The organism is Thermus oshimai DSM 12092, assembly GCF_000373145.1.
Lineage (GTDB): Bacteria > Deinococcota > Deinococci > Deinococcales > Thermaceae > Thermus > Thermus oshimai.
This window is the reverse complement of sequence record NZ_KB890614.1, coordinates 269,259-286,621: the sequence shown is the minus strand read 5'-3', so window position 1 is coordinate 286,621 and position 17,363 is coordinate 269,259. Positions and strand designations below refer to the sequence as shown.

Below are 17,363 nucleotides of genomic sequence, written 5' to 3'. Positions count from 1 at the left end.
CCCGTGGCCTTCCGGGAATGGGTGGTGGAGATCCTGAAGGAAGCGGGCCGCCCCCTCCACTACCGGGAGGTGGGGCTGAAGCTCAAGGAAAAGGGCCACTGGCGGGAGGTACAGGACCCGGTGAAGATCGCCCGCATCCGCCTCTCCGCCCTAGCCCGCTGGCACCGGAGCCCGGTGGTGGCCCTGGGGAAGGGGGTGTACGCCCTCAAGGAAGAAGCCGATACGAGCCCAGCACCTTGAGGTAGTTGGCCCGCTCCAAGGCCGCGGGTTCGGCCACCTTCTGGTAGCTCATGGCCCCCCGCATCTCCTCCAGGCTCTCGTACCCCTTCTCCTCCATGAAGGCCCGAAGCTCCCCCAAGACGGTGCGGAAGTGGCCGGGGCCCTGCTGGAGCACCGCGGAGGTCATCATGACCACCTGGGCCCCGGCCAGGATCCCCTTGGCCGCCTCCCGCCCCGAGTGCACGCCCCCCGTAAGGGCCAGCTCCAGCCCCACCCGGCCGTAGAGGAGGGCGATCCAGTGGAGGCGCAACAGGGCCTCGTAGGGGCGGGAAAGGGAGAGGGTGGGGACGTACTCCAGCCGTTCCAGGTCTATGTCCGGCTGGTAGAAGCGGTTGAAGAGCACGAGGCCCTTAGCCCCCGTGCCCTCCACCCGCTTGGCGAAGTGGGCGAAGGCGGTGAAGGCGTGCCCCACCTTCACGGCCACGGGGATCCGCACCTCCTCCACCACCGCCCGGATGGTGTCCAGGTACATGGCCTCCACCTCGGCCCCGGAAAGGGCGGGGTCGGTGGGGATGTAGTAGAGGTTGAGCTCCAAGGCGTCCGCCCCCGCCTCCTCCAGGAGCCGGGCGTACTCCACCCACCCCCCCCGGCTCACCCCGTTCAGGCTGGCGATGATGGGCACGGAAACCCGTTCCTTGGCCCGGGCCAGGAGGTCCAGGTGGCGCTCGGGGGAAAGGCGGTACTCGTGGGCCCGGGGGAAGTAGGAGAGGGCCTCGGCGTAGCTCTCGTGGCCGTAGTGGAGGTAGTGGTCCAGGGCCTCCTCCTCGTGCAGGACCTGCTCCTCAAAGAGGGAGTGCATCACGATGGCGCTCGCCCCCCCGTCCTCCAAGCGCAGGAAGCCGTCCAGCTTCTCCGTAAGGGGGGAGGCGGAGGCCACCAGGGGGTGCTCCAGAGGGAGCCCCAGGTAGGTGGTCTTCAGGTTCACGCCGTCACCTCCTTCGCCGCCATGCGCTCAAGCCGCTCCCAGCGGGCCCGCACCGCCCGTTCCGCCTCCTCCAACAGGGCCTCCGCCGCCTCGGGGTGGGTCTGGAGGACCAGGCGGTAGCGGTTTTCCGCGTAGAGGTACTCCCTTAGAGGAAGGGTGGGGGGCTTGGAGTCCAGGAAGAGGCCCTGGCCGGGGAGGTAGCGGAAAAGGGGCCAGTAGCCGGAGCGCTCCGCCATCTTCTGGTGCTCCATGCCCTTGGCCATGTCGATCCCGTGGGCGATGCAGTGGCTGTAGGCCACGATGAGAGCGGGGCCGGGGTGGGCCTCGGCCTCGAGGAAGGCCCGCACCGTGTGGGCGTCGTTGGCCCCCATGGCCACCTGGGCCACGTAGACGTGCCCGTAGCTCATGGCCATGAAGGCCAGGTCCTTCTTGGGGGTCTTCTTGCCCCCCGCGGCGAACTTGGCCACCGCCCCCAGCCCCGTGGCCTTGGAGGCCTGGCCCCCGGTGTTGGAGTAGACCTCGGTGTCCAGGACCAGGACCTTGACGTTGGCCCCGCTGGCAAGCACATGGTCTAGCCCCCCATACCCGATGTCGTAGGCCCAGCCGTCCCCCCCCACGATCCAGACCGTGTGGGGGATGAGGGCTTCCGCCACCGCCAGGAGGTCCTGGGCCCTGGGGTCTTGGAGGGAGGAAAGGCGCTCCCTTAAAAGGGCCACGTCCTTCCGCCTCTCCTCCACCCCCTCAGGCCCCACCTGGGCTAAGAGCCTTTCCACCAGTTCCGCCCCCAACACCTCCCGGAACTCGGGAAGGAGGCGCCTGGCGTACTCCGCCTTCTTGTCCAGGGCCAGGCGCATGCCGAGGCCGAACTCCGCGTTGTCCTCAAAGAGGGAGTTGGCCCAGGCGGGCCCCCGGCCCTCCGCGTTCTTGGCCCAGGGGGTGGTGGGCAGGTTGCCCCCGTAGATGGAGCTGCACCCGGTGGCGTTGGCCACGATGAGGCGGTCCCCGAAGAGCTGGGAAAGGAGCTTCAGGTACGGGGTTTCCCCGCACCCCGCGCAGGCCCCCGGGAACTCAAAGAGGGGCGGGAGGAGCTGCACGTCCTTCACCGTGTGGAGCTTTAGGGGCGCCCTGGGCGTTTCGGGAAGGCTGAGGAAGAAGTCCCAGTGCCGGTTCATCTCCTCCCGCACCAGAAGCCTCGGGGCCATGTTCAAGGCCTTGCGGCTGGGGTTGGTCTTGTCCTTGGCCGGGCAGACCTCCACGCAGAGGCTGCAGCCCGTGCAGTCGTCGGGGGAGATGGCCAGGGTGTAGGCCCCGGAAAGCTCCCGCCACATGGCCTTCCGGTGGCGGAAGCCCTCGGGGGCCCCCTGGAGGACCTCCTCCGGGACCACCTTGGCCCGGATGACGCTGTGGGGGCAGACCAGCACGCACTTCCCGCACTGGACGCAGACCCCTTCGTCCCAGGTGGGCACGTACTCGGCGATGCCCCGCTTCTCGTAGCGGGCGGTGCCCGTGGGGAAGGTGCCGTCTGGGGGGAAGGCGGAGACGGGGAGCTTGTCCCCAAGCCCCAGGGCGATGGGCCCCAGCACCTCCCGCACGAAGGGAGGGGCCTCCCCCACCATGGGGGGCAGGAGGTCTTGGCTCGAGGTCACCCGCCCGGGGATGGGAAGGGGTTCCACCCGCTCAAAGCCCAGGTCCACCGCCCGGAAGTTCTTCTCTAAAACGCTCCTTCCCCGCTTGCCGTAGCTCTTCTCAATGCCCCGCTTGATGCGGGCCTTGGCCTCCTCCTCGGGCAGGACCCCCGAGAGCTTGAAGAAGGCGGCCTGCATGATGGTGTTGATGCGCCCCGGAAGGCCCACCTGCCGGGCCAGCTCGTAGGCGTTGATGACGTAGACCTTGAGCCCCTTCTCCAGGATGGCCTCCTGGACGGGCCGGGGCAGGCGGTCCCAGACCTCCTCCTTGGGGTAAGGGGCGTTGAGGAGCAGGGTGGCCCCCTCCTCGGCCACGTCCAGCATGGGCACCCGCTCCAGGAAGCTCCACTGGTGGATGCCCACAAAGCTGGCCTTCCGGATCAGGTAGGGCTTCTGTAGGGGCCTTGGGCCGAAGCGCAGGTGGCTCACGGTGCGGGAGCCGGATTTCTTGGAGTCGTAGACGAAGTAGCCCTGGGCGTAGAGGGGGGTTTCCTCCCCGATGATCTTGATGGTGTTCTTGTTGGCGGACACCGTGCCGTCGGAGCCCAGGGCGAAGAAGACCGCCCGCACGGACCCGGGGTCCTCAAAGTCCACCTCCGGGTAGGGGAGGCTAAGCCCGGTGACGTCGTCCTCTATCCCCACGGTGAAGCCGTGGCGGGGGTTTTCCCGGGCCAGCTCCTCGTAGACCCCAAGGGCCATGGCGGGGGTGAACTCCTTGGAGGAAAGCCCGTACCGCCCCCCCACCAGGAGGGCCTGCCGCCCGCCCAGGGCCAAGGCCGCGGCCACGTCCTGGAAAAGGGGCTCCCCCAAGGCCCCCGCCTCCTTGCCCCGGTCCAAGACGGCGATGCGGCGTGCGGTCTTGGGCAGGGCCTCCAGGAAGGCCTCGAGGCCGAAGGGCCGGTAGAGGCGGACCCGCACCATCCCCACCCGCTCCCCCCGCTTCAGGAGGTACTCCAGGGCCTCCTCCACCGCCAGGCTCCCCGAGCCCATGACCACCACCACCCGCTCCGCCTCCGGGTGGCCCAGGTACTGGTAGGGCTGGTAGGGCCGGCCCGTGACCCGGCCGAAGGCCTCCATGACCTCCGCCACCACCTTCGGGGCCCGGAGGTAGAAGGGGTTGCTGGCCTCGCGGTTTTGGAAGAAGTGGTCGGGGTTCTGGGCGCTCCCCCGAAGGACGGGGGCCTCCGGGGTGAGGGCCCGTTCCCGGAAGGCCTTCAGGGCCTCAAAGGGGAAGAGGGCTTTGAGCTCCCGGTCGGAAAGGGGCTGGATCTTCTGCACCTCGTGGGAGGTGCGGAACCCGTCCATGGCGTGGAGGAAGGGGAGGCTGGCCTTCAGGGCGGCAACGTGGGCGATGGCCGCCAGGTCCTGGGCCGCCTGCACGGACTCGGAGACCAGGATCCCGAACCCCGTGGGGCGGACGGCGTAGAGGTCCTGGTGGTCGCCGAAGATGGAAAGGGCGTGGGTGGCCACGGCGCGGGCGGCCACGTGGATGACCCCGGGGAGGAGCTGGCCGGCCATCTTGTACATGTCGGGGATCATGAGGAGGAGGCCCTGGCTGGCGGTGAAGGTGGTGGCCAGGACCCCTTCCTGCAAGGCCCCGTGCAAGGCCCCCGCCGCCCCGCCCTCGGACTGCATCTCCACCACCCGGGGCACGCTGCCCAAGAGGTTGGGCAGGCCCTGGGCCGCCCATTCGTCGGAGAGCTCCGCCATGGGGCTGGAGGGGGTGATGGGGTAGATGGCGATGACCTCGGAAAGGCGGTAGGCCACCCGGGCCACCGCCTCGTTGCCGTCCACGGTGATGGGGCGCATGGTGTCACCTCTTCCCTACCCTACACCTTTCCCTTGGGGGAGAAATGTCCCATACTGGAGCCATGCGCCCTTATCTGCGCTACGGCCTCGTGGGGGGGCTTCTCCTCCTGGCCCTCCTCTTCCCCGAAGGTCGCCCACCCCTCCTCCTCCTTGCGGGCCTGGTCCTCCTCTTCGCCCGCCCCGCCGCCTGCCCCCTTGACGCCAGGGAGGGAAAGGAAAAGACTTGAGGGCGTGCGCACCTTTGAGGAGAACCTAGAGCGGCTTGCGGAACTGGGCATCCGGGTGGGGCTTAACCTACAACCCCACCAGGAGGTCATCGCCACCGCCCCCCTCGAGGCGGTGGACTTCGTGCGCCTTCTGGCCAAGAAGGCCTACGAGGCGGGGGCAAGCCTCTTCACCGTGCTCTACAGCGACAACGTCCTGGCCCGGGAACGGCTTTCCCGGGTGGCCCCGGAGGACCTGGACCGGGCCCCAGCCTGGCTCTACGAGGGCATGGGCCGGGCCTTCCGCGAGGGGGCGGCCAGGCTTGCGGTCTCCGGGAACGACCCCAAGGCCCTTGCGGGCCTGGACCCCGAGCGGATCGGCCGGGCGCAGAAGGCCCAGGCCCAGGCCTACGAGCCCGCCCTCAAGGCCATCACCGAGTTCGCCACCAACTGGAGCATCGTCCCCTTCGCCCACCCGGGCTGGGCGCGGGCCGTGTTCCCGGAGCTTCCCGAGAAGGAGGCGGTGGAGAGGCTCTGGTGGGCCATCTTCCAGGCCACCCGCGTCCTGGAAGAGGACCCCGTGGCGGCCTGGCGGGAGCACAACCGCCGCCTCCACGAGAAGGTGGCCTACCTGAACGCGCGCCGCTTCCACGCCCTCCACTTCCGGGGCCCCGGCACCGACCTCACCGTGGGCCTGGCGGAGGGCCACCTCTGGCAGGGCGGGGCCACGGAGGCCCAGAACGGGGTGGTCTGCAACCCCAACCTGCCCACGGAGGAGGTCTTCACCGCCCCCCACCGGGCGCGGGTGGAAGGGGTGGTGCGCGCAAGCCGCCCCCTGGCCCTCGGGGGGGAGCTAGTGGAGGGCATCTGGGCCCGCTTCCAAGACGGGGTGGCGGTGGAGGTGGGGGCGGAGAAGAACGCGGAGCTCCTCCTCAAGGCCCTGGAGACGGACGAGGGGGCCAGGCGCCTGGGCGAGGTGGCCCTGGTCCCCGCGGACAACCCCATCGCCAAGACGGGCCTGGTCTTCTTTGACACCCTCTTTGACGAGAACGCCGCCAGCCACCTGGCCTTCGGCCAAGCCTACGCGGAGAACCTCGAGGGCCACCCCACGGGGGAGGAGCTTCTCAAGCGGGGGGCCAACCGGAGCCTCATCCACATCGACTGGATGATCGGCTCGGAGGAGGTGGACGTGGACGGGCTCTACGAGGACGGCACCCGCGTCCCCCTCATGCGCAAGGGGGTGTGGGTGGTCTAGAGGTCCCACGGCAAAGGCGTTTAGGGCTTCGGGCCCGTCTATCCCCGGCCCCCACCTAAAGGGCCGGGGATTTTCCTAACCCCGATCAAGGCAGAAAAGGGTGGGCACCTTTTACCTACGGAAGGGGTGGGTAAGCCTAGAGCTTGGGACTGTGTATTCTGGGAGTCAACCCCTACGCCACCTCTAGGGAGGGCTTAAACTGGAAGCAAGGGGGGAAGTCCTTGGCAAGGGACGCACGGGAAAACCTCGTATCCCAGCTAGGGGGCCCAGAGGTGCAAGAACTGCTAAAGCGCCACAGGGTCAAAAGGCTCTGCTTGGTGGGTTCCCACGCCCGGGGAGAAGCCCAGGAGGCCAGCGACCTGGACCTCCTGGTGGAGTTCCTACCCATGCCCCCCGAGGAGCATGCCAGCCACTATCTGGACCTAATGTTGGAACTCCAGGAGCTCTTGGGCCTTCCTGTGGATCTCTTGGAAACGCAGAGCTTACAAAACCCCTTCGTGCGTGCCCGCATAGAGGAACACCTTCAAGAAATCTATGCCGCTTAGGGACCTCAAAGGGTACATGTGGGATATTTGAGAGGCGGGGAGGGAGGCCATGGTGTTTCTCCAGGGCATCGCCTTTCATGACTTTGTGGAAAATCCCCTCCTCCGAGCGGCGGTGGAGCGCAAGCTAGAGATCGTGGGGGAAGCCCTGTCCCAAGCCATCAAGCACTTTCCCGAAATCCAGCCCCTCTTCCCCGAAGCCCCCCAGGTCATGGCCATGCGGAATCGCCTTATCCATGCCTACGCCCGCGTAGACCCCGCGGTGGTCTTTGGGGTGGTGCACCGCCACCTTCCCGAGCTGGTGGCGAAGGCCGAGGAGCTTCTAAACCGCTAGACGCTTTCCAGGGCCTCCTGGAAGAGCGCGAGGAGGTCTTCCGGGTCCTCCAGACCCACGGAGACCCGGACGAGCCCCGGGGTCACGCCGGCCTCGAGGCGGGCCTCCTCCTTGAGGCGGCTATGGGTGGTGGTCCAGGGGTGGACGAGGAGGGTGCGGGCGTCCCCCAGGTTGGGGGCCTTGAGGAGGCGGATGGCCTTCAGGAACCGGCTCGCCCCTTCCAGGCTCCCCAGGTCCAGGGTGAGGACGGGGCCGAAGGCGGTGAGGTACTTCCGGGCCCGGGCGTGGGCGGGGTCCTCGGGGAGGCCGGGGTAGCGGAGGGCCTTCACCTTGGGGTGGGCCCTAAGGGCCTCCGCCAGGCGCAGGGCGCTTTGGCTCATCCGCCCCACCCTTAGGGCCACGGTCTCCAGGCCCTGGAAGAGGAGGTAGGCGTTGAAGGGGCTTAGGCTCATCCCCCCCAGGGAAAGCCCGAGCTGGCGCACCCTTTCGGGGAAACACCGGGGGCCTAGGGCCTCCCAGGGGACCCTTCCCTTTAGGTCGGGCTCCAGGAACTGGGGGAAGCGGGCCCAGAGGCCGGTTTCCCGGGCCAAGACCGCCCCGCCCAGCACGGAGCCGTGCCCCGAGGCCCACTTGGTGAGGCTCTGGACCACCGCGTGGGCCCCCCACTTGAGGGGCTGGGATAGCGCCCCCGCGGCCCCGAAGGTGTTGTCCACCACCAGGGCCACACCCCTTTCCTCCGCCAGCTCCGCCAGGGCCTCGAGGTCGGGGACCAGGAGGGCCGGGTTGGCCACGGTCTCCACGAAAAGGACCCGCGTCCTCTCCGAAAGGGCCTCCCGCACGGCCTCAGGCTCGGGGTCCACGTAGCGCACCCTGACCCCCATGAGGGGACTTAGGACCTGGTCCAAAAGCCCGATGGTCTGGCCGAAAAGCCCCTTGGCGGCCACCACCTCGTCCCCCGGGCGGAGGAGGGCGAGGAGGGCGGAAAAGGTGGCCGCCTGGCCCGAGGCCACGGCCACCGCCTCCAAGGCCCCCTCCAGGGCCTTAAGCCGCACCTCCAAGGCCTTTGCTGTGGGGTCCTTCTGCCGGGCGTAGACGTAGCCTTCCCCCGTGGCGAAGCGCTCCGCCCCCTCCTCCAGGGTGGGGAACCCGTAAGCGGCCACGGCGTAGATGGGAAGCCCCACCGCCCCGTGGGGATCCTCAGGGAGCCCCGCCAGCACCGCCAGGGTCTCGTACCTCATGCCCCCTAGTCTAGCCGGTAAGCTGGTGGCCCATGGAGAGGACCGTTCTGGTCACGGGGGCGGGCAGCGGCATCGGCCTGGCCACGGCCACCCTCCTGAAGGCGCGGGGGTTTACCGTCTACGCGGGGGCCAGGAAGCCGGAGGACCTCAAGAGGCTAGAGGCCCTGGGCCTCATCCCCCTCCCCCTGGACGTCACCCGCCCCGAGGACCTAGCGCAAGCCCAGGAAGCCATTCCCGAAGCGCTTTTCGGCCTGGTGGCGAACGCCGGCCTTGCCCCGGCAGGCCCCCTCGAGCTCGTGCCCCCCGAGGTGGTGGAGGAGGGCCTCAGGGTGAACGTCCTCGGGGCCCTGCGCACGGTGCAGGCCTTCCTGCCCCACCTGAGGCGGGGAAGGGGGCGGATCGTCCTCATGGGCTCCGTCTCGGGCCTTTTGGCCCTTCCCCTCATGGGGCCCTACGCGGCGAGCAAGTTCGCCCTCGAGGCCCTGGCGGACGCCCTACGGGTGGAGCTTGCCCCCTTCGGGGTCAAGGTGGTCCTGGTAGAGCCGGGCTCCGTGGCCACCCCCATCTGGGGGCGGAGCCTCCGCTGGGCCGAGGGCTACCTCCTCCCCCCGCCCCCGGGGACGGAAGGGGTCTACGGGGCCTATCTGGAAGCCGCCCGGAGGATGGCGGAGCGAAACGCCAAAAGGGGTCTTCCCCCAGAACGGGTGGCCGAGGCGGTCCTAAAGGCCCTCACCCACCCCCGCCCCAGGGCCCGCTACCTGGTGGCCCACCCGGCCCGGGCGCGGGAGGTCCGCCTCTTAAGGCTCCTCCCCGAAGCCCTCCGGGATGCCCTCATCCTGAGGGTGCTCCGGCGGCTAGCGCACTAGGAGCACCGGGCAGGGGGCCTGGGCCACCACCTTCTGGCTCTGGCTCCCCAGGAAAAGCCCCCCCAAAGCCCCAAGGCCCCGGGTGCCCATGACGATGAGGTCGGCCTTCTCCCCGTGCGCCGCCTCCAGGATGGCCCCCGCGGGCTCCCCTTCTAGAAGAAGGCCGTTCTCCGGGGGAAGGCCCACCAGGGCAAGCCCCTCCTTTAGCACCGCCTCCGCCCGCTCCAGGCGCCGCTTCAGGGCCTCCTCAAAGAAGGGCTCCCCCAGGTAGTCGGGCACGGGCTCGTAGACGTGCACCACAAGGAGCCGGGCCCCATGGGCCTCCCCTTCCGCCTTGGCCACCTGGGCCGCCCGCTTGGCGTGCTCCGAGCCGTCGTAGGCCAGGAGGATGGTCTTGAACATGCCCCTAGTCTACGCCTCCGCCCGCCTCTCCCCGGGCAGCTCCACCCTCCGGCCGCACCGGCAGGTGTCCCCCTCTATGCGGAACAGGGTGCCGTCCGCCTTGGGGTAGAGCCACAGGGCCCCGCAGTCCGGGCAGCGCACCTCGGCCACCAGGGAGCGGATCTCCTCGGGGCTGAAGCGGTAGGCCGCCCCGCACCAGTGGCAGATCACCTCCGCCCCGCCGTCTTTTACGATCATGTCCTCCCGCTCCTCGGGGGTGAAGAAGACCAGGGCCTCCAGGGCCTTCTCCCGGTTGCAGCGGCAGCGGAAGCGGGCGGGGATCTCGTTTTCCGCATAGCCCAGGGCGCGGAGGTCCGTGCGCTCCAGGCCCAGGCCCTGGAAAAGGGCCGCCAACGCCCCCTCCAGGCCCTCCTTGCGGAGGCGCTCCGTGAGGGGGCCGAAGTCCTTTAGGTTGGCCTCGAGGCGGCCCAGGACCTCCTCCGAGGCCCCGGGGAGGACCTGGACGGCGATGCCCCCCGCGGCCTCCACCTCCCCTTCCCCCTTCACCCGCACCCCCAGGAGGAGGGCGGAGGGGATCTGCTCCGACTGCCAGAGGTAGTGGGCCAGGTCCTCGGCGATCTCCCCCGAGACCAGGGGCACGGTGCTGGTGTAGATCTCCCCGTTGGGCAGGGCCCGGTCCACCCTTAAAAAGCCCCGCCCCACCGCGGCCCCCACGTTGAGCTTGCCGTCCTCCCGCAAGGGGACCTCCGCCTTGGGGTTCTTCACATACCCCCTCACCCCCCCCATGGGGTCCGCCTCGACCACCACGCCCCCTAAGGGGCCATCTCCCTCGAGGCGCAGGGTGAGGCGCTCCTTGGGGGTCTTGAGAAGGAGCTGGGCCAGGAGGAGCGCCCCGGTCATGGCCCGGCCCAAGGCGGCGGTGGCCGTGGGGGAAAGGCCGTGGCGGAGGCGGGCCTCCTCCACCACGTCCCCCGTGTCCGCGGCCACCACCCGGAGGTTCCCCTCCCCCGCCAGGGCCCGAAGGATCCGTCCCATACCCCGCCATTATGGCACGAACCCCTATAATCGCCCTATGGGCCTTGTCCTCTACGACACCCTCCAGCGGAAGAAGGTCCCCTTTGAGCCCGCGGTGAAGGGGCACGTGGGCATCTACGTGTGCGGACCCACGGTCTACGCCGACCCCCACCTGGGCCACGCCCGGGGGCCCATCGTCTACGACGTGCTGAGGCGCTACTTCCTCCACCAGGGGTACAGGGTGCGCTTCGTTTCCAACATCACCGACGTGGGCCACCTCACGGACGACGCCGACCAGGGGGAGGACAAGATCCAAAAGCGGGCCAAGCTGGAGCAGCTCGAGCCCATGGAGGTGGCCGAGAAGTACACCTGGAGCTACTTTGACGCCATGCAGACCCTAAACGTCCTGAGGCCCTCCATCGCCCCTAGGGCCTCGGGGCACATCCCCGAGCAGCTGGAACTCACCCAGCGCCTTCTGGAGCGGGGCTTCGCCTACGTGCGGGGGGGAAGCGTGTACTTCCGGGTGCGGGCCTTCCCCGAGTACGGGAAGCTTTCGGGGAAAAGGCTGGAGGAGCTCCGCGCGGGGGCCCGGGTGGAGGTGCGGGAGGAGAAGGAAGACCCCCTGGACTTCGCCCTCTGGAAGGCGGCGGAGCCGGGCCACCTCATGCGCTGGAAAAGCCCCTGGGGGGAGGGGTACCCCGGCTGGCACATTGAGTGCACGGCCATGAGCCTGAAGTACCTGGGGGAGGGGTTTGACCTGCACGCGGGGGGCATAGACCTCCAGTTCCCCCACCACGAGTGCGAGATCGCCCAGGCGGAGGCCGCGGGCTACCGCTTCGCCCGGCACTGGATGCACCACAACCACGTGCTCCTGGAAGGGGAAAAGATGGCCAAGAGCACGGGGAATCTCGTCCTCCTCCACGACCTCCTAAAGGCCCACGAGCCCATGGCCCTCCGCTTCTACCTCCTCCAGACCCACTACCGGAGCCCCATGGACTTTACCTTCCAGGGCCTCGAGGCCGCCGAACGGGGCTACGCCCGCCTCCTCCAGGCCTACCGGGAGGTGCGGGCCAGGAAGGCCCAGGCCCCTTCCGGCACCACCCCGGAGCTGGAAAGGGCCCTGGACGCCCTGGAGAAGGCCTTCCTGGAGGCCATAGAGGACGACCTCTCCACCCCCGAGGCCCTGGCCGCCTTCTTCACCTTCCTTCCGGAGCTAAACCGCCTCCTTCCCGAGGCGGGAAGGGAGAGCCTGGAGCGGGCAGAAAGGGTCTTCCACACCCTAGGGGAAGGCATCCTCGGCCTCTTCCCGGAACGGGTCCTGGAGGAAAAGGTTTCCGGGCCCCTCCTCCAAGGCCTCATGGCCCTCCTCCTGGAGCTCAGGGAGGAGGCCCGGCGGGCCCGGGACTTCGCCAAGGCGGACCTGATCAGGGAAAGGCTTAAGGCCCTTGGGGTCATCGTGGAGGACACCAAGGAGGGCCCCAAGTGGCGGCTGGAATAAAGGCCCCCCGCAAAGGGTCCTTTGCGGGGGGAAAGGCGCTTAGGGCTTAGCGGGGGATGGGGTAGCCCTCGGCCTCGAGGACCGCCTCGGCCACCCGCCGCCTCAGGGCCACCAGGTCCACGTAGTCCCGCTTGGTGAAGCGGCGGGCGGCGGAGTAGACCACCCGGGCCTCGTCCCCCTCCACCAGGCGGGGCAGGACGGAAAGGGCCCGGGCCTGGGCCCGGTCCACGGCCTGGAGGAGGTAGATCTGGGCCATGTCCTGGGCCACGCCCTGAAGCCTGCGGGCCCGGAGGAGGGCGCTTTCCGCGGCGTAGGCATCGATGAGGATGTCCGCCACCGCCGCCAGGACCTCCTGCTCCTCCTCCACCCCCTGGCCGTACTTCTGCAGGGCCAGGCCCGCCACCATGAGGGCCAGCTTCTTAAGCCCGGCGATGTAGGCCGCCTCCCGGTCCTCGGGCTCCTCAAAGCTGGGCTCCAGGATCTCCTTCTGCAGGCGCGTGGCCGCCTGCACGAGGGGAAGCTGGCCCTTCAGGGCCCGCCGGATGAGCATGCCCGGGATGAGGAGGCGGTTGATCTCGTTGGTCCCCTCAAAGATGCGGTTGATGCGGGCGTCGCGGTAGGCCCGCTCAATGGGGTACTCCTGGGAGTAGCCGTAGCCCCCGTGGATCTGCACCCCCTCGTCCACCACGTAGTCCAGGACCTCCGAGCCCAGGACCTTGATGATGGAGGCCTCCACCGCGTACTCCTCAATGCCCGCCATTACCGCTTCCGCGCCCTTCTTCCCCAAAAGGGCCTCGTCAATGAGGCCCACGGTGCGGTAGACCGCGCTCTCCGCGGCGTAGATGCGGCTGGCCATCTCCCCCAGCTTCTCCTGGATGAGACCGAACCGCCCGATGGGCCGCCCGAACTGCTGCCGGGCCTTGGCGTAGGCGGCGGAGAGCTCCAAAGCCCGCTTGGACCCGCCCACGGCCCCCGCCCCCAGCTTGTACCGGCCCACGTTGAGGACGTTGAAGGCGATCTTGTGCCCCTTGCCGATCTCCCCCAGGACGTTCTCCACCGGGACCTTCACGTCCTCCAGGATCACCTGGCGGGTGGAGGAGGCCTTGATGCCCATCTTCTTCTCCTCGGGGCCGAAGGAAAGCCCGGGGGTGTCCCGCTCCACCAAGAAGGCGGTGAAGTGCTCCCCGTCCACCTTGGCGAAGACGGTGAAGAGCTGGGCGAAGCCCGCGTTGGAGATCCACTGCTTGACCCCGTTCAGGATGTAGTGGCGGCCGTCCTCGCTCAAGGTGGCCCGGGTCTTGGCCGCCAGGGCGTCGGAGCCGGAGCCGGGCTCGGTGAGGCAGTAGGCGGCGATCCACTCCCCGCTGGCCAGCTTGGGGAGGTACTTCCGCTTCTGCTCCTCCGTGCCGAAGTAGACCAGGGGCAGGGTGCCGATGGAGGTGTGGGCCCCGTAGGTGACGGAAAAGCCCCCGCTCCCGGAAAGCTCCTCGGCCACCACGGTGGAGATGACCTTGGGCAGGTCCAGCCCCCCGTACTCCTCGGGGACGTCAATGGCGAGAAGCCCGAGCTCCCCCGCCTTTTTCATGAGGGGGACGTTGAGCTCCAGCTCCCCGTGCTCCATGCGCTCCAGAAGGGGGAGGACCTCCCGCTCCACGAAGGTGCGGGTGGTGCGGGCGATCTCCTTGACGCTCTCGTCAAAGTCCTCCGGGGTGTAGATCCCCTCGGGAGCCTCCAGAAGCCAGCCGCCGCCTTTCTTCCAAAGCTTCTTCTCCTCGGTCATGGCACTCCCTCCTAGGCCGGGTACACCTCAAAGACCCCCGCGGCCCCCATGCCGCCGCCGATGCACATGGTCACCAGGCCGTAGCCCCCGCCCCGGCGGGAGAGCTCGGCGATGAGCTGGGCGGTGAGCTTGGCCCCCGTGGCCCCCAAGGGGTGGCCCAGGGCGATGGCCCCGCCGTTCACGTTGGTCTTCTCCTCGGGCATCCCCAGGGCGCGCATCACCGCCAGGACCTGGGCGGCGAAAGCCTCGTTGAACTCAATGAGGCCGATCTGGTCCAGGGTGAGCCCGGCCCGGGCCAGGGCCTTGGGCACCGCCTTCACCGGGCCGATGCCCATCACGTCGGGCTCCACCCCGGCCACGGCGAAGCTCACAAAGCGGGCCAGGGGCTTAAGCCCCAGGGCCTCCGCCTTGGCCCGGCTCATGACCAAAACCGCCGCCGCCCCGTCGGAGTAGGGGCTGGCGTTCCCCGCGGTCACCGTGCCCCCCTTCTTGAAGGCGGGCTTGAGCTTGGAGAGGGCCTCGAGGCTGGTCTCGGGGCGCACGGTCTCGTCCCGCTCAAAGAGGACCTCCTCCATCACCTTCTTGGTCCCCTGGTAGCGCACCTTGGGGACGCGGATAGGGACCACCTCGGTAAAACGCCCCTCCGCCCAGGCCTGGGCCGCCCGTTGGTGGCTCCTAAGGGCCCACCGGTCCTGGTCCTCGCGGCTGATGCCGAAGCGCTCCGCCACCCTTTCCGCGGTGAAGCCCATGCCGATGTAGGTGGAGTAGGTCTCCGGGCTCCACTCCGTGGGGGTGAGGTCGGGGTGGAGGCGGGTGTGGTAGCCGGACATGGGCACCTGGCTCATCATCTCCACCCCGCCCGCCAAGACGGCCTCCGCCATCCCGGTCATCACCGCCTGGGCGGCCATGGCCACGGTCTGGAGGCCGCTGGAGCAGAAGCGGTTGATGGTGGCCCCCGCCACCTCCACGGGGAAGCCCGCGCGGAGGAGGGCCAGCCGGGCGATGTTGAGCCCCTGGGCCGCCTCGGGCATGGCGCACCCCCAGAGGACGTCCTCCAGCTCTTTAGGGTCCAAACCCACCCGCTCCACCGCGGCCCGCATCACCTGGGCCGAGAGGTCCACCGGGTGGAGGGTGGCCAGGGCCCCGTCCTTCTTGCCCCGGGCCACGGGGCTCCGCACTGCGCTGACGATCACGGCTTCCTGCATGGCTCCACCTCTAGTTCCTAAGGGGCTTGCCCGTCTTAAGGGTGTAGGCGATGCGCTCCTGGGTCTTGCGGGTGCCCAGGAGCTTCAAGAAGGCCTCCCGCTCCAGGTCCAAAAGGTCCCACTCGGACACCTCCCGCCTGGGACCCTCCCCGCCGGAGAGGACGTAGGCGATCTCCAGGCCGATGCGCAGGTCGTGGTCCGAGATCTCCCCCGCCTCCCGGAAGGCCCAGACCGCGTAGCGCAGGTTCCCTAAAGCCTCGCTTCCCAGGACCTGGATCCGGGGCGGGAGGGGCGGGCGGTAGTCGGGGGCCAGCTCCAGCACCCGGCGCTTGGCGTCTTGGAGGAGGAAGTCCCGGTTCATGCTGATGCGGTCCCGGTCGCGCAGGAAGCCCATCTTCCGGGCCTCGAGGGCGCTTTCCGAGGTGCGGGCTAGGGCGATGAGGTTGAAGGCCCGCTTCACCCCCTCAAAGGGGTCGGCCTCCTCGTAGGGGGCAAGCTCCTGGGTGAAGCGGAGGAGCATCTCCTTGGTCCCGCCCCCCGCGGGCAGAAGCCCCACCCCCGCCTCCACCAGGCCCATGTACAGCTCCGCGTGGGCCTGGACGGCGTCCGCGTGCAGGGTGAACTCCGCCCCGCCCCCCAGGGTGAGGCCGAAGGGGGCCACCACCACCGGGAAGGGGCTGTAGCGCAGGGACATGGAGGCCTTCTGGAACTGGCGCACCGCTAGGGCGAGCTCGTCCCAGTCCCCCTCCTGGGCCAGGGAAAGGATGAGGGCCAGGTTGGCCCCGGCGGAGAAGGCCCGCGGGTCCTCGTTGCCGATGACCAGGCCCACATACCCCTTCTCCTCCACGAACTCCAGGCTCTTCTGGAGCATGCGGATGACCCCCTCCCCGATGGCGTTCATCTTGGTGCGGAACTCCAGGAGGGCCACCCCGTCCCCCAGGTCCAGAAGGGCCGCCTCCTTGCTCTCCAAAAGGACCTTCCCCTCCGCCTTTAGGGCCTTCAGGGAGAGGACCCCTTCCCGCTTGGGCAGGGGGTGGTAGGCCCCGTCAAAGCCCAGGTAGGTCCCGTCCTTGTAGAAGGCCCCCTGGGCCTTAGCCAGGAGGGGGGGCTCGGAAAGCCCGTGCTCCGCAAGGAGGGCCTTAAGCCGCCCGTGGCCCACCGCGTCCATGTTCTTGAAGGGCCCCATCTCCCAGCCGAAGCCCCACTCCAGGGCCTGGTCCACGGAAACCAGGTCGTAGGCGATCTCCTCGGCCTTCAGGAGGGTGTAGTGGGCGGTGCGGGCGAAAAGCTCCCTTAGGAAGGCCCCGTACTTGCCGGGAAGGTCCAAGGCCCCTTGGAGGCGCTCCTCTAGGGGCCGGTCCTTTAGGGCACCAAGCTCGGGGAGGTTCGGCTTGGCGCGGGGGACGTACTCCAGGGTGTGGTAGTCCAGGGTGAGGATCTCCCCGTTCACCCGCTTGTAGAACCCCGCCCCCGCCTTCTCCCCAAGCCGCCCCTCCTCCACCAGGCGGAGGACCCAAGGGGGCAGGGCGAAGTCCTCCCCGGTGGCGTGGGCCAGCTCCTCCGTGACCAGCTTGAGCACGTCCAGGCCCGTGAGGTCCGCGGTGCGGAAGGTGGCCGAGCCGGGGCGGCCCAGGAGGGGGCCGGTGAGGGCGTCCACCTCGTCAATGGTGAGGCCGTGCTTCTCCATGAGGCGCACCGCCTGGACCATGCCGTAGACCCCCAGGCGGTTGGCGATGAAGCCGGGGACGTCCTTGGCCAAGACGGTGCCCTTCCCCAGGATGCGCTCCCCGAAGCGGCGGATCTCCCTTAGGACCTCGGGGTCGGTCTCCGGGGTGGGGATGAGCTCCAGGAGGTGGAGGTAGCGGGGGGGGTTGAAGAAGTGGGTGCCGAGGAAACGGCGCCGGAAGCCCTCGGAGCGGCCCCCCAGGAGGATCCTCATGGGGATGCCGCTGGTGTTGGAGGTCACGATGGCCGTGGGCTTCAGGAGGGCCTCGAGGCGGGCGTAGAGGGCCTGCTTGGGCTCGGGCTTCTCAATGATGGCCTCCACCACCCAGTCGCAGTCCTTGAGCTTGTCCAGGTGGTCCTCGGTGTTGCCGATCTCCACGTAGCGGGCCAGGTCCTTGTCCATGAAGGCCGCGGGCCTGGCCTTGAGGGCCCTTTCCAGGCCCCTTTTGGCGTACTCGTTCCGGTCTTCCTTCCCCGGGATGTCCAGAAGGACCACGGGGATGCCGGCGCTGGCCACCAGGGCGGCGATCCCGCTTCCCATGGTCCCCGCGCCCACCACGCCAACCTTTTTGATCATGGCCTACCTCCTTATACTGAGTCAAA

Annotated in this window: 15 protein-coding genes; 7 read left to right on the top strand and 8 right to left on the bottom strand. The window is 69.0% G+C overall.

Annotation, left to right across the window (positions count from 1 at the left end):
- The first annotated feature begins 3 nt into the window (after positions 1 to 3).
- Positions 4 to 240: a hypothetical protein gene (locus tag B043_RS0107120; RefSeq protein WP_016329725.1), complete on the top strand. Its 237-nt coding sequence runs from the start codon at positions 4 to 6 to the stop codon at positions 238 to 240.
- Here B043_RS0107120 and B043_RS0107115 read toward each other — a convergent pair.
- Complete coding sequence (locus B043_RS0107115) at positions 206 to 1,204, bottom strand: dihydroorotate dehydrogenase-like protein (RefSeq protein ID WP_018461446.1); 999 nt, start codon at positions 1,202 to 1,204, stop codon at positions 206 to 208. The genes B043_RS0107120 and B043_RS0107115 overlap by 35 nt on opposite strands.
- Positions 1,201 to 4,698, bottom strand: a complete 3,498-nt coding sequence (nifJ, locus tag B043_RS0107110; protein ID WP_018461445.1) for a pyruvate:ferredoxin (flavodoxin) oxidoreductase — start codon at positions 4,696 to 4,698, stop codon at positions 1,201 to 1,203. Before nifJ ends, B043_RS0107115 begins: the two co-directional genes overlap by 4 nt.
- A gap of 62 nt (positions 4,699 to 4,760) precedes the next feature.
- Here nifJ and B043_RS12935 point away from each other — a divergent pair, with 62 nt between their 5' ends.
- The 4 genes from B043_RS12935 (at position 4,761) to B043_RS12330 (ending at position 7,032) form a co-directional block, all read left to right on the top strand.
- Positions 4,761 to 4,925 carry a hypothetical protein gene (locus B043_RS12935; RefSeq protein ID WP_016329728.1) on the top strand — a complete coding sequence of 55 codons (165 nt, stop codon included), beginning with the start codon at positions 4,761 to 4,763 and terminating at the stop codon, positions 4,923 to 4,925.
- Between the two features lie 4 nt (positions 4,926 to 4,929).
- Positions 4,930 to 6,156 (top strand): aminopeptidase, encoded by a 1,227-nt coding sequence (locus B043_RS0107100; RefSeq protein ID WP_018461444.1) that lies wholly within the window; start codon positions 4,930 to 4,932, stop codon positions 6,154 to 6,156.
- 272 nt (positions 6,157 to 6,428) lie between these two features.
- On the top strand, positions 6,429 to 6,701 hold the full coding sequence (locus tag B043_RS0107095; RefSeq protein WP_026234170.1) for a nucleotidyltransferase family protein: 273 nt from the start codon (positions 6,429 to 6,431) through the stop codon (positions 6,699 to 6,701).
- 49 nt (positions 6,702 to 6,750) lie between these two features.
- Positions 6,751 to 7,032: a HepT-like ribonuclease domain-containing protein gene (locus B043_RS12330; protein ID WP_018461442.1), complete on the top strand. Its 282-nt coding sequence runs from the start codon at positions 6,751 to 6,753 to the stop codon at positions 7,030 to 7,032.
- On the opposite strand, the gene B043_RS0107085 is transcribed toward B043_RS12330, so the two are convergent.
- Positions 7,029 to 8,270, bottom strand: a complete 1,242-nt coding sequence (locus B043_RS0107085; protein WP_018461441.1) for an aminotransferase class I/II-fold pyridoxal phosphate-dependent enzyme — start codon at positions 8,268 to 8,270, stop codon at positions 7,029 to 7,031. The genes B043_RS12330 and B043_RS0107085 overlap by 4 nt on opposite strands.
- A 32-nt stretch (positions 8,271 to 8,302) precedes the next feature.
- Here B043_RS0107085 and B043_RS0107080 point away from each other — a divergent pair, with 32 nt between their 5' ends.
- Positions 8,303 to 9,136 (top strand): SDR family oxidoreductase, encoded by an 834-nt coding sequence (locus B043_RS0107080; protein WP_018461440.1) that lies wholly within the window; start codon positions 8,303 to 8,305, stop codon positions 9,134 to 9,136.
- On the opposite strand, the gene B043_RS0107075 is transcribed toward B043_RS0107080, so the two are convergent.
- Both B043_RS0107075 and hslO read right to left on the bottom strand, forming a co-directional pair.
- Entirely contained in the window at positions 9,125 to 9,538 is a 414-nt protein-coding gene (locus B043_RS0107075) for a universal stress protein (protein ID WP_016329735.1), read from the bottom strand. The two genes, B043_RS0107080 and B043_RS0107075, sit on opposite strands and share 12 nt — an antisense overlap.
- Before the next feature lie 9 nt (positions 9,539 to 9,547).
- Positions 9,548 to 10,573: an Hsp33 family molecular chaperone HslO gene (gene hslO, locus B043_RS0107070; RefSeq protein ID WP_018461439.1), complete on the bottom strand. Its 1,026-nt coding sequence runs from the start codon at positions 10,571 to 10,573 to the stop codon at positions 9,548 to 9,550.
- Between the two features lie 37 nt (positions 10,574 to 10,610).
- On the opposite strand from hslO, the gene cysS reads away from it, so the two are divergent.
- A complete protein-coding gene (gene cysS, locus B043_RS0107065; RefSeq protein WP_018461438.1) occupies positions 10,611 to 12,050 on the top strand; it encodes a cysteine--tRNA ligase in 1,440 nt (479 codons plus the stop codon).
- 46 nt (positions 12,051 to 12,096) lie between these two features.
- Here cysS and B043_RS0107060 read toward each other — a convergent pair whose 3' ends face one another.
- Genes B043_RS0107060 through B043_RS0107050 form a run of 3 tightly spaced genes read right to left on the bottom strand, consistent with a single transcriptional unit; the run spans position 12,097 to position 17,337 of the window.
- Complete coding sequence (locus B043_RS0107060; protein WP_018461437.1) at positions 12,097 to 13,830, bottom strand: acyl-CoA dehydrogenase family protein; 1,734 nt, start codon at positions 13,828 to 13,830, stop codon at positions 12,097 to 12,099.
- 11 nt (positions 13,831 to 13,841) lie between these two features.
- On the bottom strand, positions 13,842 to 15,035 hold the full coding sequence (locus B043_RS0107055) for a thiolase family protein (RefSeq protein ID WP_018461436.1): 1,194 nt from the start codon (positions 15,033 to 15,035) through the stop codon (positions 13,842 to 13,844).
- Between the two features lie 10 nt (positions 15,036 to 15,045).
- On the bottom strand, positions 15,046 to 17,337 hold the full coding sequence (locus tag B043_RS0107050) for a 3-hydroxyacyl-CoA dehydrogenase/enoyl-CoA hydratase family protein (RefSeq protein ID WP_018461435.1): 2,292 nt from the start codon (positions 17,335 to 17,337) through the stop codon (positions 15,046 to 15,048).
- Positions 17,338 to 17,363 lie beyond the last annotated feature (26 nt).